This window comes from Undibacterium sp. GrIS 1.2, from assembly GCF_040544435.1.
In the GTDB taxonomy this organism is placed as follows: domain Bacteria; phylum Pseudomonadota; class Gammaproteobacteria; order Burkholderiales; family Burkholderiaceae_D; genus Undibacterium.
Map to the genome: position 1 here is coordinate 63,948 of NZ_JBEONP010000003.1, position 23,855 is coordinate 87,802.

Below are 23,855 nucleotides of genomic sequence, written 5' to 3' on the forward strand. Positions count from 1 at the left end.
ATCCATACCAGTATGGCAGCAGATACACCACCTGCAACGCCTGCAAAATCGTCATTACCGTCTGCACCAATGCCAGCACCTGCTACACCCGCTACATCTGTCATATCTGCTGAGAATAACTATGTCAGCAATCCATTTTTAGCGGCAAGTACCTTAGCCTATGGCTTACCCGCTTTCGACAAAATCAAAAATGAACACTATGCGCCGGCGTTTACCGAAGGCATGCGGCAACATACGGCAGAGATTAATGGTATTGCCGACAATTCCGCTAAACCGACGTTTGACAACACGATCGTTGCGATGGAGCGTGCCGGCCAGACTCTGAAGCGCGTATCCACCGTTTTCTTCAGCATGTCTGGTGCGAACACCAATCCGACGATTGAAGCTTTATCGCGTGAACTGGCTCCTAAGTTGGCGGCGCATCGTGATGCGATTACCTTAAATGCCAAATTATTCCAGCGCATCAATGAAGTGTACGAGCAGCGTGCTCAACTCGCCTTGGATCCTGAATCGCGTCGCTTGCTGGAACGCTATTACACCGATTTTGTACGTGCTGGCGCTAAGTTGTCAGATGCCGACAAAGTCAAACTCAAATCACTGAATGCTCAACTGGCAAGTCTGGGCACGACCTTTAGCCAAAACGTGTTGAAAGAAACCAATGCGTCCGCTGTACTGGTAGATACCAAAGCAGAACTCAAAGGTTTAAGCGATAACGAGATCGCCAGTGCTGCCAGTGCGGCAAAAGCACGTGGTCTGGAAGGCAAATATCTGATTCCGTTAATGAACACGACTGGTCAGCCCTATGAAGCCAATCTGGTGAATCGTGCTATCCGCAAACGCCTGTATGACGCCTCGATCGAGCGTGGCAATCATGGCGGTGAATTTGATAATCGTCAGGTGGCGATTGATCTGGCGAAGTTACGTGCTGAACGCGCGCAGTTGTTAGGTTACCCAAATCATGCCGCGTATCAGTTGGAAGATGAGACCGCTAAAACTACGGATGCCGTGAATAAAATGCTGGGTGAATTGTCACCAGCCGCAGTCGCGAATGCAAAGAAAGAAGCCGCAGAAATGCAAAAGCTGATCGATGCTAAAAAAGGCGGCTTCAAACTTGCCGCATGGGATTGGGCGTTTTATAGCGAACAAGTGCGCAAAGCAAAATACAGTTTTGATGACAGCCAATTGCGCCCTTATTTTGAGCTGAGTAATGTGCTGGAAAATGGCGTGTTTTTTGCAGCGACCAAACTCTATGGCATTACCTTTAAAGAACGCAAAGACCTGCCGGTGTACAACCCGACAGTGCGCGTGTTTGAAGTATTTGATGCGGATGGCAAACCGATGGCGCTGTTTTTATCCGACATGTACGCTCGTGACAACAAGCGTGGTGGTGCATGGATGAATGCGTATGTCGAGCAATCTGGTTTATTCGGAACGCTACCGGTCGTTGCCAATCATCTCAACATCCCGCAACCACCAGCAGGTCAGCCGACTTTGTTGACTTATGACGAAGTGCGCACGGCCTTCCATGAGTTCGGTCACGCTTTGCATGGCATGTTCTCCAACGTGCGTTATCCGCGCTTCTCAGGCACCAGCGTACCGCGGGATTTTGTCGAGTATCCATCCCAGGTGAATGAGATGTGGGCAGTCTGGCCAGAGGTTTTGAAAAACTATGCACACCACTACAAAACTGGGGAAGAAATGCCACCAGAGTTGTTGGCGAAATTGAGTGCTACCGCTAAGTTTAATCAAGGCTTTACCACTACAGAATACATCGCTGCATCCTTACTCGATCAACGCTGGCACCAACTGACGCCAGCCCAAGTACCGACTGATGCGCTCGCATTTGAGGCTGCTGCGCTGAAGCAAGCTGGCGTTGATTTTGCACCAGTACCGCCACGTTATCGCAGCACCTACTTCTCGCATATTTTTGCCGGTGGCTATTCAGCTGGTTATTACGCCTATCTTTGGAGTGAAGTGCTGGACGCTGATACAGTGGAATGGTTTAAAGAAAACGGCGGCCTGACGCGCAAAAACGGTGACTGGTTCCGTCAACAACTGCTGTCACGCGGTGGTAGTGTAGATGCTCTGGATTCTTTCCGTAGCTTCCGTGGAAGGGATGCCAAGATTGATCCTTTGCTGATCCGTCGTGGCTTGAAGGCTGAAGCTGGTAGTAAATAAAGCTTTATTGAGAACTTTACTGAGAGCTTAACTGCAAACTTAGCTGCTATTTAGCTACAAACTCAGCTACAGATTTTTTGTAGTTTGAGTTCCGGTTCTGATTCAAATTGAAGCAAAATGGGATTACTCATTTGTCGGGCAATCCCCGCTAGAATTAAACCTCGAGCACACACGAGCTGGAGCAACAAAAAAGGGAGCCAATGGCTCCCTTTTTTTATGTTCAAACCTACTTTAGATTGACTTAAAGTATCGCAACGAATACTAAATACTCCCACATAGTATTTTAAGAGTGTCCATAAGAAACCTAGACAATCGGGCTATTTAGCATAAAAACTAGGGGAGTATATGCCGCACTCGATATACAAAACAAATATCAAGCGAGCTACTTCTAGCTTATCTAGTGCTTAAATTTATCTTAGGCTTATCTTAGGCTTATTCTAATTTCCAAACAAAATCTACCTTAGTCCAAACCTGATCTGGCTTACCGTCTTTGGTACCTGGTTTGAATTTACATTGGCTCAGCGCGGACAAAGCAGCTTTATCCAAACTCTTGGAACCGCTAGACTTTTCTACTTTTGATTCACTGACTTTACCATCCACAGCGACCAAAAATCCCATTGATACGGTACCTGTTTCTTCATTCATCAAGGCAGCTTTTGGGTACTTTGGTGGATCGCAGGATTTGTTATCAATGGTTGGCGTTACATCTGCTGCAATAGCAGAACTGGCAACCGCTGCAAGTAGAACAGCGCTGGCGATGGCGGATAAACGTGCGTTCATAAACAGACTCTTCATTGTCAAAGTAAGATAAAAATTGTGCCACAAATAGTGTTAAACGTCTCTAACCAACAAGTTGCAAAGTTTGGCCAGATAAGAACTGATCAGCAAAACTATTAAAAGCTACGACCGCAACTACAGTCGCGGTCGCAGATTAGATTAGAACTCTTCCCACTCGTCCGCACTCGCTGGGCTGCTACGCTGCGCTGCGTTGCTGCTGGCGCTGGTTTTGCTGGCACTGCTGGTTGCTGCGCGCTTTGCCGTTGCTCTGGCAGAAGGTAAGGCTTTGACCATTGTTTTTGGTTTGGCTTTGATTGGTGAAACCTCAACCTTGCGAACTGGTGCTGGTACTTTAACAAAAGATTGTTCTAGCGCATTGAGTTTAAAGATGCTGACGACTTTTGCCAACTCTGCGGCTTGATCTTGCAGACTTTGCGCAGCAGCGGCGGCTTCTTCTACCAACGCAGCATTTTGTTGAGTCATGCTGTCCATCTCGATGATGGCGTGATTAACTTGCTCGATACCGACGCTTTGCTCTTGGCTGGCAGCACTGATTTCGGCAATGATGTCGGTTACGTGTTTCACGCTGGAGACGACTTCATCAATCGTGACACCCGCTTGCCCAACCAACTTACTACCGATTTCAACCTGCTCTACCGAGTTGCCAATCAGCGTTTTGATCTCTTTTGCAGCAGCAGCGCTGCGTTGTGCCAGGTTACGTACCTCTGCTGCAACGACCGCAAAGCCACGACCTTGTTCACCTGCACGTGCTGCTTCGACCGCTGCGTTCAAAGCCAAAATATTGGTCTGAAAAGCAATACCGTCGATGACGCTAATGATGTCAAAAATCTTTTTAGCGGAATCGCTGATTGATCCCATCGTATCAACCACTTGCGAAACTACAACACCGCCCTGACGTGCAACTTCCGATGCGGAGACCGCAAGTTGATTCGCCTCACGCGCATTATCTGCATTTTGCTTAACGGTGGTGGTCAACTCTTTCATTGACGAGGTCGTTTTTTCCAGAGAACTGGCTTGCTGTTCAGTGCGGGAAGACAAGTCCAGATTGCCGCTGGCGATTTCGCTGGAAGCGGTGGCAATCGTGTCGGTACCGGTACGGACCTGACCAACAATATTAACCAGGCTGTCACGCATGGTTTTCATTTCTGCGATCAGGCTGGTGGTGTCACTGCTATGGTTTTCAATCTCAACAGCCAAATCACCAGCGGCAATGCGGCTGGCGATATGTGCCGCATAATCAGGCTCACCACCCAATTGTTTGAGCAAACTGCGAGTGATCACAACACCGGCAAAAATCCCCGCCAGCAGTGCCAGTCCACCCAATGCAAGCATCAAGTTACGCGCAGCGGCAAAAGCAGACTGCGCATCTTGGGCGACTTGCACATTCAATTTATCTTCTAATACAACCAGCTCATCCAAAGCGTCTAACCACTTCTTCTGTACCGGACGAATTTTTTTGATCAGGGTAACGGTAGCTACCTCTGCATTGTTTGCCATACCCAACTCTTGGGCTTTAGCAGGCAATGCGGCAGAAGCATTTTCTTGCTCCTTGAGTTTAGCCAGCATGGCTTTCTCTTCTGGCGTGGTCGCAGACTCTGCAGCAAACATCGAAGCGAGCTTTGCTTCAGCCTCGGTATATTTTTTAGACTGTTCTGCGATTTTGGCAATTTCTGGCGCCATATCATCAGCATCGTTGAGCAAAGTCAGATTGCGCAATGAAACCATGCGGTCGTACACAATCGCGCGCATGTCGATAATCAGACGCGACTCGACACTATTAACGTTGACGATTTTTTCTAACCGGCTCTGGATTTGTGACATGCGGGTAATGCCGAGCGCGGTGATCGCAATCAGCAGGGCAAGCACTAATGCAAAACCCAGTCCCAAACGTTTACCAACCTTCATTTTTGTGAAGTTCATATTTCTGTCTGATTGAAGTAAGGAATTAAAAATCCACGTACTGGTTTATCAACTAACTTGCTTTTTTCATTGCATAGCCAATTATAAAAACGAGAAGTGGTCATACAGCTTTTAGTGCTAATGCGCGTTTTTAGTGCGTAGTACGTGATTAGTTTATGAATCAATTTTTTACAAGCAAGCATTGCGCCAAGCAAGAAAATTAAGCACATAGGCAAAAGAATATACGCTATTTTTTCCGTGTGGCAAGGTTTTTTCTGTAACTCGAATACATCTTTAAACTAGCATTTTTGACAATAAGATCAGAAAGTATTTCCATTTATTTATGTCATTAATGTGTCTTATTTTTAAGCAATTGAACTAATTACAGCGATTGAACAATACTACAAAATTTTCTTCGCTACGATTGATAATTTCTGCTGAAATGCTTGACGATTGATATTGCGCATCATCATTCTGGTATGGCAATTTAGTGCTTGAGTGATAATCTGTAACAAGAGAAAAAGCTACTTATCTGTGTGCCATTCTGTGCCAAATTTGGCAGCTAAGCAACAGTCCTCACAAAATACTTGCCGGAGCAATCATGTCTGACCCCATCCGTTTTTATTACCGCGGCAAACAGCATCACATCATTGATGCATCTCCGACCCAAACTTTGCTGCAATATCTGCGTGAAGATTTGCATTGCACAGGCACCAAAGAAGGTTGCGCCGAAGGTGATTGCGGCGCATGTACAGTAGTGATTGGCGAGCTGACACAAGATCCATCAAAGCAGGATGAATTACAGATGAAGTCAGTCAACGCCTGTCTGCAATTTTTACCGACACTGGATGGCAAAGCGGTTTTCACAGTTGAAGATTTAAAGACCGGCAATCAACTTCATCCGGTACAACAAGCAATGGTGGAATGTCATGGCTCGCAATGCGGCTTCTGCACGCCTGGATTTGTGATGTCCTTGTGGGATTTGTATTTAAAACAGACCGATAGCGACCTTCCGCTGCAACGCAAGCAAATTGACGAGGCCTTGTCCGGCAATCTATGTCGCTGCACGGGCTATCGTCCGATTATTGACGCGGCACATAAAATGTGTGCCCTGCCTAAGCAGTCTAAGCCGGTCTTCAATCAGGCCAATTTAAAGTCGATATTGCGCAGCATGCAACGATCAGATTCGTTAGCCTATACACATCAAGGCCAACGCTTTGATGCACCGCGGACACTAGCAGAGCTGGCTAAGTTACGAGCCGCAAAACCAACTGCCTGCTTGCTAGCAGGTGCTACCGATGTCGGTCTGTGGGTGACCAAGCAATTGCGTGATCTGGGCGACATTATTTATCTCGGACAGGTCGCAGAACTCCATCAACTATCTATCGATGCGGACATGCTGCATATCGGTGCCAGTGTGAGCCTAGATGATGCTTACCGTGCGGTCTGCCAGCATTATCCGCAACTCAATGATTTATGGCAGCGCTTTGCCTCATTGCCTATCCGTCATGTTGGCACTTTAGGTGGCAATGTGGCCAACGGCTCGCCGATTGGGGATTCTATGCCCTGGCTGATCGCGCTGGGAGCGCAAGTTGTGCTGCATAGCGTGCATGGTGAACGCACGCTAGCCTTGGAAAATTTTTATCTGGCGTATCAGAAAAAAGATCTGCTTCCGGAAGAAATCGTCGCTGCGGTCAAGATCCCGCTACCGGTACCGGTGGCACTCTCAACATCACAGCAGATTTTCCGCACCTATAAATTAGCAAAACGTTTTGATCAGGATATCTCTGCCGTCTGCGCTGCATTCTCTGCGGAATTGAATGGTGACCAGCTAAGTCAGGTACGAATTGCCTTTGGCGGCATGGCAGCAACGCCAAAGCGCGCAACTCATGCCGAAGCCGCGATGGAAAATCAGCCTTGGAATCAAGCTACAGTAGAAGCCGCTATGTCAGCACTGGCACAAGATTACGCACCGCTGTCCGACATGCGTGCCTCTGCCGCATATCGTATGAAAACAGCGCAAAATTTGCTGCGTCGCTTCTGGCTGGAAACACGCACTGACGCTCCCTTGCCGGTCAATGCGCTGGATGTCTTTGCGGCAAATACGCTGGAAGGAGCGTCAGCATGAAGCACGAAACGCAAATCCCTCCGTGGGCAGAAGTCGGTCAGGCTCATCCACATGAATCGGCGATTTTGCATGTTTGCGGTACCGCAACGTATACCGATGATATTCCCGAATTGCGTGGCACCTTGCATGCCGCCCTAGGACTTTCGCAACGAGCCCATGCGAAGCTAATCAGCATCAACTTGGATGCCGTGAAAGCGGCTGAAGGCGTCGTTGCTGTCTATGTCGCCAGCGATTTTCCGGGCACCAATGATTGTGGCCCAATTCTGCATGACGATCCGATTCTGGCAGAGGATGTGGTCGAATATGTAGGTCAACCGATCTTTGTGGTCGTCGCCAGCAGCCATGATCTGGCGCGCAGAGCCGCGCGGAAAGCGCAGATCGTATACGAAGATTTGCCAGCGATTTTGACGCCGCAAGCGGCCAGAGAGGCGCAATCCTTTGTATTGCCACCGATGGCTTTACGCCGCGGTGATGCGCATCAAGCCTTGCTGAGTGCTCCATATAAAGTGCAGGGACAATTACAGGTCGGCGGACAAGAGCAGTTTTATCTGGAAGGTCAGATTGCCTATGCGCTGCCAAAAGAAGATCGGAGCATGCAGGTATATTGCTCCACTCAACATCCGAGCGAAATGCAACATGTGGTAGCACATGCGCTAGCGATTTCTGCGCATCAGGTACAAGTTGAATGTCGCCGCATGGGCGGCGGTTTTGGCGGTAAAGAGTCTCAATCCGCATTGTGGGCCGCCTGCGCTGCTTTGTGTGCCATGCAGTTGCAACGTCCGGTTAAATTGCGCGCTGATCGTGATGACGACATGGTGGTGACCGGCAAACGCCACGAGTTTTATTACGAATACGAAGTCGGCTACGATGCACACGGATTAATTCTGGCAGCCAAAATTGAGATGGTCTTGCGTGCGGGTTTCTCTGCTGATTTATCTGGCCCGGTCGCAACCCGCGCTGTCTGCCATTTCGACAATACCTATTATTTGTCGGATGTCGAAATCAAGGCGCTCTGCGGCAAAACTAATACCCAGTCGAATACGGCGTTCCGGGGTTTTGGTGGCCCGCAAGGTGCGTTGGCCATCGAATATGTGATTGATGATATCGCCCGCAATCTGGGCAAAGATGCGCTGGATATTCGTAAGCTCAACTTCTATGGTCGCAACGATACTGAAGGTCGCAATGTAACCCATTACGGACAAAAAATTGTCGATAACATTATTCACGAACTGGTTGCAGAGTTAGAAACGACTAGCGATTATCAACAGCGTCGTGCCGCGGTACAAGCATTCAATCGCTCCAGTCCGATACTCAAAAAAGGACTGGCGCTGACGCCACACAAATTCGGTATCGCCTTCAATGTCACGCATCTCAATCAGGCAGGCGCCTTGGTGCATGTGTACACCGATGGCACCATTCTGGTCAATCACGGCGGTACCGAAATGGGACAAGGCTTACATACCAAAGTAGCGCAAGTGGTGGCACATGAATTGGGTGTACCGCTATCTATGGTCAAAGTCACTGCAACGGACACCAGCAAAATCGCGAATACTTCTGCCACTGCCGCATCAACCGGTGCCGATCTAAACGGCAAAGCCGCACAAGATGCAGCACGCCAGATACGCGCGCGTCTGGCGGTCTTCGCCCTCAGCAAATTTGCTTCGTCGCTAAGCACTGAGCCAGTCCTATTCTCTGCGGGGCAAGTGACTTGCAACGGTACCAGCATTGCTTTTGCCGATCTGGTGCAACAAGCTTATCTGGCGCGGGTCCAATTGTGGTCAGACGGTTTCTACGCGACACCGCATTTGCAATGGGATGGTAAAACCATGACCGGCAATCCCTTCTCTTATTACGCCTACGGTGCTGCGGTGTCTGAAGTCGTGATTGACACCTTGACTGGCGAATGGAAATTGCTACGCGCCGATCTGTTGTACGACGCGGGCAATTCGCTCAATCCGGCCATCGATATCGGTCAGGTAGAAGGAGCATTCATTCAGGGTATGGGCTGGCTGACCACGGAAGAATTATGCTGGGATGCCAAAGGCAAACTGACCACGCATGCGCCGTCAACGTATAAGATTCCGGCGATCTCGGATTGTCCGGAGGATTTTCGCGTGGCGCTGTATAAAAACCAAAATGTGGCTGACAGTATCCATCGTTCCAAAGCTACTGGCGAGCCGCCGTTATTGCTACCGTTCTCTGTATTCTTCGCCATCCGTGATGCCATCGCGAGTGTCGCCGATTACCGGCTCAATCCACCGTTGCAGGCACCAGCGACTAGCGAGGCGATATTGAAGGCGGTAGAGGCGATTAGCTGAGATAAATAGACGTCCAATCATTCTGCGGCTCCCAGCCCGATTTTGGCCTGGAAGGCGCATAATGATTGGACACTCTGTTTAGAAGTTTATAGCAAGCTTTTTCAATCACTAACTAAACAATTAAATGAAGCCTTAAAAACGCATGCCATTCCTGCGTGCCGCTAGCAGAAATCCTGAGGCTTCACTGAATCAACGACCGTCTCTGGATTCCTGCCTGCGCAGGAGCGACGAGCAGACAAATAGTTTTTCACAATTTGTTTTTTCCTTACATTTAGCCTTCAATTGAAACTGACGCCTAAGCTATTGAAACCAATGAATAACAAAGCAACACAGACATAACAAATGACACAGCCAAGTAATCCAACCCAAGCCTACCGCGCCAGTCTGTTGCACTTTACAGATGATCCGCTGCATAACGAGCAAGCCACCCAATGGTATGAGGATGGCTTATTGATCGTCACCGACGGGCGAGTGCAAGCAGCCGGCGATTACGCTGCGCTCAAAGCCAGTTTGCCCGTTGATGTTGAGATACAGCACTTCCCCGGTAAAATCATCACGCCCGGGTTTATCGATAGCCATGTCCATTATCCACAAACCGACATCATCGCCTCGCCCGCACCAGGCTTGTTGCCTTGGCTGGAGCAATACACTTTTCCGGCTGAAAGACGCTTCCAGGATCCGCAACATGCCAGCGATGTCGCGGCGTTTTTTTTGGATGAACTAACGCGTTGCGGCACCACCACGGCGATGGTGTATTGCACGGTACATCCAGAATCCGTCGATGCTTTTTTTGAGCAAAGCCAGGTACGCAATCTGCGCATGATCGCGGGCAAAGTGCTGATGGACAGAAACTGCCCCGACTTCCTGCAAGACACGGCAGAAAGTGGTGCACGTGATACCGAGGCACTGATCAAAAAATGGCATAACAATGGTCGCCAACTCTATGCCATTACCCCACGTTTCGCCCCGACTTCAACACCGGCACAACTGCAACTGGCAGGTGAATTAGCGCAAGTATATCCAGACACCTTTATCCAATCGCACGTGGCAGAAAATAAGGATGAATGCGCCTGGGCCAGATCACTCTTCCCCGAAGCACGCAGCTATCTGGACATCTACGATCGCTTCGGCTTGATGCGTGAGCGCGCCATGTACGGTCACTGCATCTGGCTGGACGACCAAGACCGCGCCCGCATGGCAGCAAGCCAATCTGCGGTAGCACTCTGTCCGACGTCCAATCTGTTTTTGGGTAGCGGTTTATTCGATTTTAAACAAGCCGATGCAGCACGCGTACCACTGGCACTGGCTACGGATGTGGGCGGCGGTACGACGTTTTCTATGCTACAAACCATGAACGAAACCTACAAAATAGCTCGCATGGGCGGCAGCTATTTATCCGCTACCCGCATGTTTTATCTGGCCACACTGGGCGGTGCGCGCAGCATGCAATTGCAAGGCACCATCGGTAATTTTGCCGCTAATACGGAGGCGGACTTTATCGTCCTCAACCCGCAGGCAACGCCACTACTGGCACGCCGCAGCGTGCAAGCAAATAATCTTGAAGAGTTACTATTTGCAATGGCCTTGTTGGGCGATGATCGCAGCGTGGCGATGACATTTGTAGCTGGGCAGCGGGCTTATGCTGCGGGTTAAAAGTAGCTCAAAATACTAATGCGCTAAGTTATTCCAGAGCAGGTATTCCAGAGCGGATGTTCCAGAGCGAATAACAAAGTCTTAAAAAACTTGAAAATATGGATACTCCCCTATTTTTATAAAAAATATCGCCTATCGTCCAGTTAATATATGGACTACTTGAATATACTAGTTGCGAGTATATTTAAGACATCTTCAATCAATATCCATTTTGGTGTTGAACAGAACATCGGCTAAAAGCACGCTGGGATGATTTAGCTACCTAGTTTGAGGTTGTAACACTCGCCATATCGTCAGTCTTACCGTTACCACAACTCCATTCGCCCCGGCAAAACCGACTCAACGCAAAAGGACTACACTATCTGCTCGCACTTTGAGTAAGCTGAAGTCCGGCATCAACTCAAGTCCAACCAAGTATGCTTTGCCGCTTGTGTTTTCTGCTTTAGTACCAATTTGAATGCTATGAAACCTATGACACCTCTGTCGATTCTCGACCTTTCCCCCATCACCCAAGGGAGCGATGCAGCGCAGTCGTTCCGTAACTCGCTGGATTTGGCGCAGCATGGTGAGCGCTGGGGATTTAAGCGATATTGGCTGGCGGAACATCACGGCATGCCGGGAATTGCCAGCGCGGCGACAGCGGTGTTGATCGGGCATGTGGCGGCGGGTACCTCAACCATTCGTGTCGGCGCGGGCGGGATTATGTTGCCAAATCACTCACCGCTCGTGATTGCGGAACAGTTTGGCACTTTGGAATCATTATTCCCGGGCCGGATTGATTTAGGTCTAGGGCGGGCGCCAGGGTCGGATCAACTGACTGCGCGGGCTTTGCGGCGTAATTTGGGATCGGATGCGGATGAGTTTCCGCAAGATGTGGCGGAGCTGATGGATTATTTTTCTGCTGAACCACGACAAGCGGTGCGAGCGGTACCCGGTACGGGTTTAAAAGTACCAATCTGGATTTTAGGTTCCAGCCTGTTCGGCGCGCAACTGGCAGCGGCGATGGGCTTGCCGTATGCATTTGCGTCCCACTTTGCGCCACAGCAAATGATGCAGGCGGTTGCGCTGTATCGCGCCAACTTCCGTCCGTCTGCGCAATTGGCAAAACCGTATGTCATGCTGGGTTTTAATGTCTTTGCCGCGGACACTGATGAAGAGGCGCAGTTCCGTGCGACCTCGATGAAGCAGGCTTTTATTAATTTGCGTAGCGGTCGTCCTGCCAAGCTGCCGCCACCAATAGAAAACTACAATAAGCTGATCGGTCCGCAAGAACATGCCTTGCTCGATCAAATTCTGTCTTGCTCTGCGATCGGTGCGCCAGACACTGTGGCTCAAGGCATCCGCGATTTTATTGAGCGTACCGGTGCTGATGAGTTGATGATGACCTCACAGATTTTTGATCATCAAGCACGTTTGCGGTCGTATGAAATTGCGGCGAGTGTTTGCGGTTTGAACAAGCTGGATGCGGTGGCCGCTTAATCGAAACAACCAATCAACTTAGCGCGCAGGGAAAGAAAAACTCAGACAAGTTCCCTTAGCGGCAGATACTTGCTGCAAATTGCGAATCGTAAAATGTCCGCCGTGTAGTTCAACGATGGTTTTAATAATCACCGATCCCAATCCCAGAGAAATCTCTGCCTTGCCCGGAGCGACCAGCACACGCTGATCGCGGCGTTGTCCAAAGCTACGTATCACTTGTTCTGACATTCCGTCGCCATCATCTTGCACCGTAATCTCTATGCGATCCGCCTTACGGATGATGTGGGTACGCACACTTGATCTTGCGTAGCGGGCGGCGTTCTCATACACGTTATGAAATAGCCGCGATATCAGATAGGCGTCGCCGATGATGTGATAATCCTGCGCTGTCGTAGATACTGCGGTGGACACTATGCCAGCAACTACAGCAACACCCGCCGGGATGGCTTCCATCTCAAACAAAATAGTGCCGCCACGATTGCGGTTACTGTTTTGGGCATTGCGCATTTCTATCGTAGCCAGTTCAAACAAATCGACGCTGCTGGCTTGTTTGCGATAACGTGGCTCGTCAATATTGGCGATAAAAAACAGGTCGTCAATCAGCTTGGTGAAGTAATCAATCTCACTACTGACAACAGCAAAAAATTCAGCGCGTTCATCCTCACTCATATTCTCGCCATGCACCGTGAGCGTATCGATTGAGGTACGCAAACTAGTCAGCGGCGTACGCAGATCATGACCTAGTTCTTGCAAGAGTTCGCGCCGGGTACGTTCTATGGCTTGCAATTGCGTGACCAGACGCTGAATCTCGTCGGCCATCTGATTGAAGTTCAACATCAGGCCACCCACAGCATCCAGTTTGCCCGCTTGAAAACGTGCACTCAGGTTGCCAGATTCCATTTGCTGTATCACTTGTTTTGCCTCGGATGAGCGACCGCGCAAGTACAGCATGGTCATCAATAGCCCCAGCAAAATTGCGCCTATCAGCGTCGTGATAAACAATAAAGACATACTGAAAAACGTGCCCCGTGCGGCACTGCCAGGATTGCGTACCAGAAGGTAAGCGGGTTGGCTGGCACTCAAGCGAATGATCGCCGTAGCAGGGCTGCCAGAAAAAAAGCGACCTCGCGTGATCAGCTCATGCACCTGCACTGGCTTGGCTCGTTGCAGCAATCCAAGCGGTGGGGCCGCATTGGTACTGCTAGCTATAATTTGATTCTCCGCGTTGATGACCCATAGCTCCAGCGGCATAGCAGGTGATTCACTCCGGTAGCGCTGTACTTGTGCAAGAGCATCTTGATATGCCAGACCAGAATTGGATTGCTGCTCTACGATCTGCGCAATAAACAGATAGACGCTACGTTGTACTTCTTCTGTTGGGCGACCTGTGATTTCGCGCAGCACGAGCACATAGCCCGTGCTCAACACGCAGGCGAAAAAAATACTGATACCAAAAAATCGCAACCACAATGATCGGTTCATGCGGACTCCAGTTTGTAGCCAACACCGTAGATCGCGACGATACGCACATCAGACCCGGCATCTTTGAGTTTGCGTCGTAAATGGCTGAGGTGGGAATCAATCGTACGGTCATAAATTGAATGATCGACGTCCCTGTCATTAGCGGCGCTACTCTCCTGAAACTGATCCAGAATCTGCTCGCGAGTGATCGCATCACCGGCTGCACGGACTAGCAGTAAAAGCACTTCAAATTCTTTTTTACCCAAGGCCAGTGCAAGCCCGCTAACGCCAACTGTACGGCGTTGTAAATCCATATTGATATCGCCAAATACCATTACCGCACGATCTTTTTGTCGGGCCTCGGTATGTCTGAGCAGACGGCGCATCCGTGCTGCTAACTCTAATAAGCCACAAGGTTTTCGGATGTAATCATCTGCACCGCCTTCAATACCAGCGACCGCCGTTGCCTCGTCAGTGCGTGCAGAAAGAATCAAAATGGGAATGTCTGACGTGTTGCTGCGAGATTGGGATTGGGACTGAGATTGAGATTGGCTTTGGTTTTGACTTAGGCTGAGACTTTGACTTAGGCTTTGACTCAGACGCAACTGACGACAAAGACTGATGCCATCACCATCAGGCAAACCCACATCCAGCACCAGCAACTCAAACGGTGATGCCGGATATTGAAGTGGACGCTGCGTCAACAAATTGTTTGCCTGAGCAATACTGGACGCCAGCGTTAACTCAAATCCCTCGTAGCGCAAACCCAACATCAGCGTGCGTGCAATTAAGGGATCGTCTTCAACCAGCAGTACTTGGTGCGCAGAAGTCATCGTGAAGTAGCGTAATGAATTAAGTTAATCGAATTAAAAAGCCCAAATGGACAGGACTGACAAAAAATACTCAACAAAGCATCCCACGGCAACAACCCGAACCAAACCATTTTGCCATACCCAACCGAGCCAAAACCGCTTCCACAAAAATTACAGAATTGGTCGCTACAATCCATTTCAAGCTCAAATTTATTCTGCAAATCCGGATCAGTCTGATATCTACTTCACTACCGCAAGGAGAACACCATGCATCCTCTTATTGATACAGCAGCTCGCAACAAATCGAGGCTATTCGGCCTGGTCGCCGCCTTAATATTAAGTGCTTGCGGTGGCGGATCAAGCGATGCACCGACCAGTTCAACCTCCACTGGTGGCACGGGCTCTTCGGGTACTCCGACAATACCAACAACACCCACCCCACCCGTCACGCCGGCTCCACCGACCACGCCAACTACGCCAACTACGCCAACTACGCCCACACCACCTACCGGGCCAAGCGCCAATACCGCTGCGGCCATCGCAGCGGCGCAAAACTCTGCCGCCACTGATCCCTTATGTGCGGTATCCAAACTAGGGGATTTTTATTGGGAAATCGGCAACGCCACAAGCACCACGCCGATTGCGTCCGGCTCCATCGGTACTGGTAGCGTGGTCGCCTCCTCCTACTTCAACATCGCCTCTTCTTCTAAATGGATTTTTGGCGCTTACGTGTTAGAGAAAAAAGGGATCGATGTGGTGCGTAGTACCGCGTCGCTCAGCGATGGTTTGCGATTTTTATCCGGCTATACCGGCCTCAACGATAATGCCTGTGCCGGTACCGCGACTATCAATGCCTGTTTTGTAGCGGGTATGAACGGCAATACCGGCCAGCCCGATCCCACCACCGTCGGCAAATTTGACTACGACAGCGGGCACGACCAAAAGCTGGCAGCAATCGATATGGGACTAGGTAATTTCAGCTCAGCACAATTGACAAGCGAATACCAAAATACTTTGGGGCTGAGCAAAGTATTTAATATGGCACCGCTAGATCCGCTCATGGCAGGCGGCATGATGGGCACGGCAACTGACTACGCCCTGTTTCTGCGCAAAATCATGAATAAGGAATTGGTCATCGGCAGCTACCTTGGTGACAATGCGACCTGCACGCTGCCTTCTAACTGCCCGGGCAAAGTCGCTTATTCACCCGTGGTCGCGCTGCAAGAACCCTGGACTTATTCGTACAACCATTGGGTAGAGTCGCAATACGGTAATGGCACCATCGACGCCTATTCCAGCCCGGGCAAATGGGGTTTCTATCCTTGGATTTCTGGCGACAAAAAATACTACGGCATCATTTCCAGACATGATACTGATCCAACCTCGTTCGCCGTATCGGTACTCTGCGGCCGACAAATTCGTAAAGCATTTTTGGGAGACTTGTAATTTTGATGCTGATGCTGATGCTGACGCTGATGCAAACCTCGCCGCGCCGGGGTACGTGTAATCCCAGTGCGGCGCATTCATTTAAGCTACTGTCAACATACTCCCCTTATTTTTTTACAAATATGTCTTATTGTCCAATGATTATATGGACAATAAAAATATACCTATTACCAGTATATTCACATCTTGTACGAGGTCGATCAAGCTGTTCGAGTCTGGCTTGGCATAAACTCCCAGGTTTTGGGCACGTCTCAGGCGCAAACGCCATGGCAATATGATCCAGCAATTACCGTAGAAATATTCTCCGGCTGTTGAGACGATGCAGACTTTGCGCCACAATGCATCCCGCTGACTCAACAACGCCATCATGCCCAACTCTATGCCACCGATCGTCACTGCCGCAGCCCCCGTATCTTCCACATCTACGCCATCGACATTCAAAAAAATACTTCGCTGGTTTTGGCGTATTACCGGTGGCTTGCTGATGCTGATCATCGTACTACTGACGATCCTGATACTCATCAACCTACGAGATGAGCAACTAACTCCGGCGGCACAGGTCTTATTAAAAGAACCAACTTACCTTGTTCCCGATGCGGAAAGTGGATTCTTCATCTTGAGGGCAATTAACGCAGATGCCAGTCTGGATGCTTTTAGCGTCGGTAAAAAACAGGTGCAAGAAGAAGCCGCACGTTATCTTACAGATCCACCCCACCTCACTCAAAACTATACCCCCGATAACTACAAAACATTACCGGCATCTGTTTGGAATGTACGTCGATGTCAGGAGACGTTACAAAGCTGCGTGGAAGAAGATTTACGTAACAGAAAGAAGGTAACGGAACGAATCAAGGCAAATGATTTGCTCCTACAGCGTTATGCACAAATGCGGGCATTGCCCGGCTTTGAAGAAAGAATTATCCCAGCATTCACTGCCGTAGTTCCTTACTATCCCGCACTTACTCACGCAGCAGAATTGCTGATGACGCAAGCTGCGTTAGATATCGCAGACGGAAATATTGAAAAAGGAATCACCAGATTGCAAGAAAATGACCGTTACATGCGTCTGTTTATGAAAAATAGCAGCACTTTGATTTCGAAGATGATAAGTCTGTCGATGATGCGAAAACAAGCCAGAGTAGTTAGCGAACTGGTCAATAAGTATCCCCAACTGGCGCGAGAGCGCGGCGATATATTTAGTACGTTAGTGCGGTCTGTCCAACCTACCGAAATAAATTTTAAAAGTGCGTTTGTAAACGAAGCTCGCTACGTTAATTTCTATCTAGGTATGGCGAGTAAATATTCCAATTCTGCGATTGGCGCAAATGGTGAAAACAGCAGTAGTGACTTACCATTGATGGACGCCTGTGATTATGTTTGTCAATTATTTTTGCATCCCAATGCAACGATCAATGAACTCTCGGCGTACTGGCAACAACAAATAAACACAGCGAATCAATCGGCATCAACCTATACAAAAATCAGAGCCAATCTGGCAGCTAATCATACGACAGAACTACCTGTCCTAAAGCAACTGCATTATGTCTACAATCCCATCGGAAAAATACTAATTGACCTCACCAAATACACACCCGATCCTTATATCAACTACATGGAAAAAGGTGCCGACACTGACGGCTATTTACGTCTGGTCGGTCTGCAAATCAAACTCCGTCAACAGAATATTGCTGAAACCGCTATCGCTGATTTTGTCGCAAAGGCACCGGAGCCTTTCCGCAGCCCTTACGACAGTTCAGCCATGATCTGGAATGCCAAAGACAGGCAATTGGAATTTATCGGACGGCAAGATGCTTCCAGCAATTTGAATCATGGTAAGCGTTTTATCGTCCCACTTGGCTGATCTATACTGGTCGCGTGTACGGGTTTATTTTTAGTCAGATAAAATCAATAAAAACCAGATACTCCCCCTGTAAATTCCAAAAATATTCTTATAAACCAGTAAACATATGGACAACTAAAAATACATGTTGGGAGTATATTCTTATAGCAAGATTAAAGACTCGGCTTATTCGGATTCCCGCACCCGCAAAAAACTAGCAAACTTTGGTAAACCCGTTGAGGTTATATCGCGGTAACGGTAAGTCACCGTGCTGCCCACCGCTGGCGGATTACGCCTTTGCTCATCACTAAAGCCCGTACCTAGCCAGAAACGCACGCCCTCCGGCGTTTGCACTACCAGCGCACCGAGCATGCCCTGATATTTGCCCTTTCCTGGTTCGTGGCTGACGACGATGGCTTCGGCATCTAGCTGCGGTTTTAGTTTGAGTAATACATCTGATCGTCCGGTCTGCCATAGCGCGTCGGCACGATGGAGCATCAAGCCCTCGCCGCCATCACGCACCACTTGATTGAGTTTTTGTTGTAATGCTACCTGATCAGCGACCCGCACTTGTGGCACCACCTGCAACCAGGCAACGCCCGCTTGCGCTACGCTGGCTTGCAGGCTAGCGTAGCGTTGAGCAAAATCGCCCTCACCGTTTGGCAACTCATACAGCTGATAGCTGATTTTTTTCCACTCAGCGTCAACCGGCTCTTGGCACCGTACCGCGGCAGATAACCGGTCAAAACTATGTCGCTCCATCCATAATTCGCCATCAACTGCATGCTTGGGTAAAGCCGCGATAAACCAGGCAGGTGCGTGGATAGCTTTGCCACTGCGAAAACGTAACTGCTGACCGTCCCACAAGGCGCGTACACCATCGAGTTTTTCGCTCACCAGATACAGTGCGGGATCAAATTTATCTGAATAATTTTGCGCCAGTAAAATGTCCATCCTGGCGACACCGGAATCGGTACCAGCGGTCGTATGATCTGCAGCTAGCGTCTGCGCAAACGGCTGCAAAACACCACTGAGCAGTAATAGCGACATTACCCGGCGTAAGGGCGGTAATTGAGATGGATTCATATTAGCCTAGAGGTAGGATTGATAGAGATCGACTGATGTTTAGTCAATGCAAACATCAGCCTAGGTTATTATAAAGTTAATTATTTATCAATACCCTGTTTAATAATTGCAAGACACGGCTAACTTCGAAGCGTTTTTTGAAAGAAATGTAATGCAATCCCTGTTCAAATTGATCACCAAGCCATCAACTCGAAGCTTCATTCTTCAGTTTAGCGCTGCGCTACTGATCGGTTTTATGCTGCGTTTTGTGGTCAATTTAACGCCTGTCTGGTGGCTGGTGTGGATTGCGCCAGTACCTTTGTTAGTCATCGCTTTGCGCTCCAATAAGCGGGATACTTTCTGGATAACTGCCGTGGCCGCTTCGATTGGTCTAAGCAGTAATCTGCACTACTACCAGTTGGTTATGCCAGCGCCAATTGCTGTGCTGGTGCTATTGGCACAAAGCTGGCTTTGGGTATTGGTCATCATGACCACGCGGCGTCTTGTGCTGCGCTACCAATCATGGTGGACGGTGCTGGTCTATCCCGTGGTGTGGTGTGCCGTGGATACCTTACTGGCGCATTGTTTGCCCGACGGCAATTGGGGCAGTCTTGCTTATTCGCAGACAGAATTTTTACCGATGCTGCAAGTGACTTCCTTGTTTGGTGTGGCAGGCTTATTGTTTTTGCTGGCATTATTTCCATCGGCGATTGCACTTGCTTTTGTGTATGGCAGGCGTTTGCATCATGTGCCTTGGGCATACGGGTTAACGACCTTGCTCTTGATCGCCACTTTTACATATGGCGAATTCCGCTTGCAAGATCCGTCCGGCAAGCAGCAAGTTGTATTTGGATTGGTCAGTATTGACGATGCCATCGGCCTGCAAGCAAGTGCAACCTATGCCGCCAGCATTTGGCAACAATATGACCGACATGTCGCAACACTGGCAGCACAGGGCGCGAAGATTATCGTTTTACCAGAGAAAATCGCGATGCTGACGCCTGCCAACGCAGAACAACTGAAACGCTATTTAAGTTCGGTCGCCAAAGCACACCACGTCTGGATAATAGCAGGCAGTGCGATTGACGACGGATCAAGGCCTAGCAATCTGGCCTGGATGTTTTCACCATTAGGCATACTCACCAATAACTACCAAAAACATCACCTGGCACCACCAGAACGTGATTACGCCACCGGAGTCGACTATCAGACGAAGGTGATCGACGCTACGTTATACGGCCTCGCTATTTGCAAAGATATGCATTTTGCAAGCCTGGGTCGCGCCTATACTGAGAGAAACGTTGGCGTCATGTTGGTTCCCGCCTGGGACTTTTACTTTGACCAATGGATCGCGTCCAGAACAACGCTCATCCGCGGTGTAGAAAGTGGTTATATCGTTGTGCGCTCCGCACGTGAGGGCTTATTAACCGTGAGTGATGCCTATGGTCGGGTGCTTGCAGAAAAACCTAGTAGTGGCATGCCTGGGCAAACACTGTTGGTCAAAACAAACATAGCTGCGCGCTTAACTACTTTATATTCGATTATCGGTGGTCTGTTTGGCTGGCTCTGCGTGCTCTGCCTGGTAGGTATGGCCGCATGGCCAGTAGCAAGCGCATACCTAAGAGCCTATAAAGCACTGCCTAATAGTAATTTGGGTGATGCATCCATTTAAATCAGTGCTGCGCATTGAGCACAACTAACGTCAAACTGAAGATGAAAATATAGTGACAAATTATTATCTATTTGGTTTGTAAATACAAATTAAAAAATCTGCCGAATCTATATATTTAAGGCCTCCGAATATCTGTCGGTTTTTTTTACACTTATTGCAATTCATAAACTTTAATCGATATAAGCCCATGAATTAAAACGATATTTTTATTGGCACTAAATTTGCGTATAAGAATCTGTAGTAAGTATATATTTAAATCTAAGGGAAAATCATAATGTCCATAAAAAAATTCGCAGCAATTCTTTGCTTGCTCGGCAGTGCGGTTGCATCTAATGCCAACGCAGCGTTTTACAACCCGTTCGGTCCACAACAAAATGTCAATATGTCCACAATCTTGAATGGTGGCTGGACCGAATGCTACTCAGCAACAATGGGTACAATCATCGGTACTAACGCAGAAAATATTTTGTCAAAATGCAGCGGTGGTTATTTGATGATGGCTGGACGCGCTACAGGTAGCGATGTATTCCAACTGTTGGCAGAAACAACATTTGCTGATGCCACTTTCAATACTGGTTCAGGCACACAAAACGTGCACACATCGAACGGTTCTGACTGGTATTTCTCATCTAACTGGTCATGGGGCTTCGCTGATGCAGGAACAGGCGTATCACTGAGTTCATGCGATACATCTGGCGTATCCGGTGCAGACAGAATGTGTCTTCACACTATCAACTTCACTGGCGGCTACAGAATCGGTAACAACACTGGTTTGAACAACTCTTCATCTTTCGAAAAAGTTTTCTTCGTTTCCAACGGTGCTAGCCAAGCTGACGTACCAGAACCAGCAACGATCGCTATGTTTGGTTTAGGTTTGTTAGGTTTAGCAGCTGTACGTCAACGCAGCACAAAAAAATAACAAGCTGGCTTGTTTAGTCAATTTGCTTGATGATGCCGTTTAGTGAAAACTAAACGGCATTTTTCTTTTTGGCTCTCAGAGAATAATTAACGCTGTGCTTCGTTCTGCGAGCGATGAATCTGAGGCCTCATCATTCTTTATTGTACTTTTTGACCTCCATGCAAGCCACCCCAATGACAACCATTCCAGACTTTCCAGAACATGCCTGGGTTTCCTTAGAAACACCGCAAGATGTGGAGGCATGGATGGATTTGCAAAATCGTGAATTACAAGAAGCAATAGGAACAATTTCTACCTATTCCACAAGTAGCGGTCAGGGTATTGCCTTACGTTTGGCTTTGGGCGGCGATGTGTTTATTCACACTAACTCAGACGGAGATGTTTTATTGGACGTGACGCCAGAAGCTGATTGGGTCATTCCGGTGATCAGCGCAGTCACACAGATCAGTACCCCACGGGGGCAAATCTGGATTTTGCCAGCACATCTACTAACGCAACTGATACTGGGCTTGAATAGTTTGATTGCCTCAAGCTGGCTGGTGCTGGGGCATAAGTTCAGAATGAAATAGCCATTGGTCTGAGCTAAGTAAAAAATAAAGGGTGTAGTTTTTATGACTGCACCCTTTTGAATTTTTGCTGCGTTGTTACTGCATTACTAATCTAGTGTTAGCGCACTACGCCATCTTTATCAACCTTAACAATGCGTGAATTGCTACTGTCGCTGCTGCCGTTAGTGGCGTTTTGCTTTACATTCACTTCTGCCACACCAGTACCGCTGGCGCTGATCTTGGCGCGTTCTACTAACAAACTGCTGGCGTTTAAATCACCGCTGCCATGCAATTTGGCGCTGAGCAATTTGCCTTGACCAGATAGTTCTACGCTACCGGTGCCGTCCATTACAATTTCAATCTGCTGTGTTTTTATGTCGCTAGCCTCCAGATCGCCAGAACCGAGTAAGTCTATTTTTAATGTATCCGAAACGCTGTTTGATCGCATATTGCCTGTGCCATGACCAGTGAATTGCGCTTTGTCGGATCGTAAATTACTGGCGTCAAAATCACCCGATCCGTTGACCACAACATCCAGATCGGTGGTTGTGCCATCTAAGGTCAAGCTGCCACTGCCTCCCATACGGACTTTGGTGCCAGCGGCTTTCAATCCACGAACTTCCATATCGCCAGAGCCATTAATTTCGGCCGAGAACTGCTTGATATCGCCAGTAATAGAAACATCGCCTGATCCCCGGATCGTGGCATTAACCGCAGCCATCTTCAGGTCGTTCGCGTCCAGATCACCGGAACCATTGGTCTGTGACTGCAATTCTTCTGTGACGGTACCTAGTTTTAAATTGCCAGAGCCATTGATCTGGGCATGTGCTTTAGCGACCTGTAATTGACTTACGTCCATATCACCGCTGCCATTAATATTGGCTTGCAGCTCACCGACCGTGCCGTTGGCACGTACATCGCCAGAACCATTAATCGCCAATTCTAGTTTGTCGCCCTTAAACCGATCTAGAACCAGATCACCGCTACCGTTGACTTTAATGCGGTTAAGTTTGCTCGCGGCGACCTTAACGGTCAGCTGAGTCGGCGTAAAGTTAGTCGATAAATGAATAATCGTTTTACTCTTTGAGCGTATGTATAAAGTATTGCCAGTGACGACGGTTTCAACTTCCTTAACGAGTTTTTCGTTACCAACGATCTCTAAGGCTGGCCCGCCCTCTGCGGTGACGACAACATCATAAGGACCTGTCATATCGATTTCAGTAAATTCAGCGACATCGCGCTTTTCCTGGATGACCGGCCCATTGTTAGCAGCGTTGGTGTTGTCACTAAATTCCACATTGCAGCCACCCAGAGCGAGTAGCAAAATTAAACTTGTGCGCTTTAACATGATGTCTCTTTGGTAGAAAGATGGAAAGATGCCAGCATACGGCAGCTACTTGATAAAAGAAAACTTCTTGAGACAGAGTGCGTATGGGCAGGGATAAAATGCCAATCAAGCAGACCTGTGGAAACTCGGTTGATATTATTATCCGGCTAAGCGCCTTCTTCAACAGCAGACTAAACACCGGTACCAGCATCAGCGATGCTACACTTAATGGTATCAATGAATCAAAACTCTGAGAACTTACAACAAGCATTCGATCAATATGCAGGGTCACATTTTGCTCAGATATGTTTT

At 48.6% G+C, this 23,855-nt stretch carries 17 protein-coding genes; 10 read left to right on the top strand and 7 right to left on the bottom strand.

The annotated features are described in order from the left end of the window. Positions 1–69: 69 nt before the first annotated feature. The gene (locus AAKU61_RS02055; RefSeq protein WP_354329358.1) at positions 70–2,178 is read left to right on the top strand and encodes a M3 family metallopeptidase; all 2,109 of its coding nucleotides are present in this window, start codon (positions 70–72) and stop codon (positions 2,176–2,178) included. A 432-nt stretch (positions 2,179–2,610) separates the two neighbouring features. Here the strand turns inward: AAKU61_RS02055 and AAKU61_RS02060 are convergent, their stop codons facing one another. Both AAKU61_RS02060 and AAKU61_RS02065 read right to left on the bottom strand, forming a co-directional pair. Beyond that, positions 2,611–2,958 (bottom strand): energy transducer TonB, encoded by a 348-nt coding sequence (locus AAKU61_RS02060; protein ID WP_322120504.1) that lies wholly within the window; start codon positions 2,956–2,958, stop codon positions 2,611–2,613. A gap of 156 nt (positions 2,959–3,114) precedes the next feature. Next, positions 3,115–4,896, bottom strand: coding sequence for a methyl-accepting chemotaxis protein (locus AAKU61_RS02065; protein ID WP_354329221.1), 1,782 nt, complete (start codon positions 4,894–4,896; stop codon positions 3,115–3,117). 580 nt (positions 4,897–5,476) lie between these two features. Here AAKU61_RS02065 and xdhA point away from each other — a divergent pair. From xdhA to AAKU61_RS02085, 4 genes are all read left to right on the top strand, one after another. After that, the gene (xdhA, locus tag AAKU61_RS02070; RefSeq protein ID WP_354329223.1) at positions 5,477–7,003 is read left to right on the top strand and encodes a xanthine dehydrogenase small subunit; all 1,527 of its coding nucleotides are present in this window, start codon (positions 5,477–5,479) and stop codon (positions 7,001–7,003) included. After that, the gene (gene xdhB / locus AAKU61_RS02075; protein WP_354329225.1) at positions 7,000–9,321 is read left to right on the top strand and encodes a xanthine dehydrogenase molybdopterin binding subunit; all 2,322 of its coding nucleotides are present in this window, start codon (positions 7,000–7,002) and stop codon (positions 9,319–9,321) included. Before xdhA ends, xdhB begins: the two co-directional genes overlap by 4 nt. 342 nt (positions 9,322–9,663) lie before the next feature. Further along, entirely contained in the window at positions 9,664–10,974 is a 1,311-nt protein-coding gene (gene guaD, locus AAKU61_RS02080) for a guanine deaminase (protein WP_354329227.1), read from the top strand. Positions 10,975–11,445: 471 nt separating this feature from the next. Next, positions 11,446–12,453: an LLM class flavin-dependent oxidoreductase gene (locus AAKU61_RS02085; RefSeq protein ID WP_354329360.1), complete on the top strand. Its 1,008-nt coding sequence runs from the start codon at positions 11,446–11,448 to the stop codon at positions 12,451–12,453. Between the two features lie 18 nt (positions 12,454–12,471). On the opposite strand, the gene AAKU61_RS02090 is transcribed toward AAKU61_RS02085, so the two are convergent. Together AAKU61_RS02090 and AAKU61_RS02095 are read right to left on the bottom strand one after the other, a co-directional pair. Beyond that, on the bottom strand, positions 12,472–13,935 hold the full coding sequence (locus tag AAKU61_RS02090) for a HAMP domain-containing sensor histidine kinase (protein ID WP_354329229.1): 1,464 nt from the start codon (positions 13,933–13,935) through the stop codon (positions 12,472–12,474). Further along, entirely contained in the window at positions 13,932–14,747 is an 816-nt protein-coding gene (locus tag AAKU61_RS02095) for a response regulator transcription factor (RefSeq protein ID WP_354329231.1), read from the bottom strand. The genes AAKU61_RS02090 and AAKU61_RS02095 overlap by 4 nt, the downstream gene beginning before the upstream one ends. A gap of 246 nt (positions 14,748–14,993) precedes the next feature. On the opposite strand from AAKU61_RS02095, the gene AAKU61_RS02100 reads away from it, so the two are divergent. Then, positions 14,994–16,172 carry a hypothetical protein gene (locus AAKU61_RS02100; protein WP_354329232.1) on the top strand — a complete coding sequence of 393 codons (1,179 nt, stop codon included), beginning with the start codon at positions 14,994–14,996 and terminating at the stop codon, positions 16,170–16,172. 141 nt (positions 16,173–16,313) lie between these two features. On the opposite strand, the gene AAKU61_RS02105 is transcribed toward AAKU61_RS02100, so the two are convergent. Further along, entirely contained in the window at positions 16,314–16,667 is a 354-nt protein-coding gene (locus AAKU61_RS02105; RefSeq protein WP_354329234.1) for a hypothetical protein, read from the bottom strand. On the opposite strand from AAKU61_RS02105, the gene AAKU61_RS02110 reads away from it, so the two are divergent. Next, positions 16,657–18,033 (top strand): hypothetical protein, encoded by a 1,377-nt coding sequence (locus AAKU61_RS02110; protein ID WP_354329235.1) that lies wholly within the window; start codon positions 16,657–16,659, stop codon positions 18,031–18,033. The genes AAKU61_RS02105 and AAKU61_RS02110 overlap by 11 nt on opposite strands. A gap of 165 nt (positions 18,034–18,198) precedes the next feature. Here AAKU61_RS02110 and AAKU61_RS02115 read toward each other — a convergent pair whose 3' ends face one another. Next, a complete protein-coding gene (locus AAKU61_RS02115) occupies positions 18,199–19,098 on the bottom strand; it encodes a DNA ligase (RefSeq protein WP_354329237.1) in 900 nt (299 codons plus the stop codon). Positions 19,099–19,249: 151 nt separating this feature from the next. Here AAKU61_RS02115 and AAKU61_RS02120 point away from each other — a divergent pair, with 151 nt between their 5' ends. The 3 genes from AAKU61_RS02120 (at position 19,250) to AAKU61_RS02130 (ending at position 22,237) form a co-directional block, all read left to right on the top strand. Next, complete coding sequence (locus tag AAKU61_RS02120) at positions 19,250–20,749, top strand: nitrilase-related carbon-nitrogen hydrolase (protein ID WP_354329239.1); 1,500 nt, start codon at positions 19,250–19,252, stop codon at positions 20,747–20,749. Between the two features lie 274 nt (positions 20,750–21,023). Next, a complete protein-coding gene (locus AAKU61_RS02125; RefSeq protein WP_354329241.1) occupies positions 21,024–21,668 on the top strand; it encodes a PEP-CTERM sorting domain-containing protein in 645 nt (214 codons plus the stop codon). Between the two features lie 158 nt (positions 21,669–21,826). Then, positions 21,827–22,237, top strand: coding sequence for a hypothetical protein (locus AAKU61_RS02130; protein WP_354329243.1), 411 nt, complete (start codon positions 21,827–21,829; stop codon positions 22,235–22,237). A gap of 97 nt (positions 22,238–22,334) precedes the next feature. Here AAKU61_RS02130 and AAKU61_RS02135 read toward each other — a convergent pair whose 3' ends face one another. Then, positions 22,335–23,564, bottom strand: a complete 1,230-nt coding sequence (locus tag AAKU61_RS02135; RefSeq protein ID WP_354329244.1) for a GIN domain-containing protein — start codon at positions 23,562–23,564, stop codon at positions 22,335–22,337. Positions 23,565–23,855: the final 291 nt, after the last annotated feature.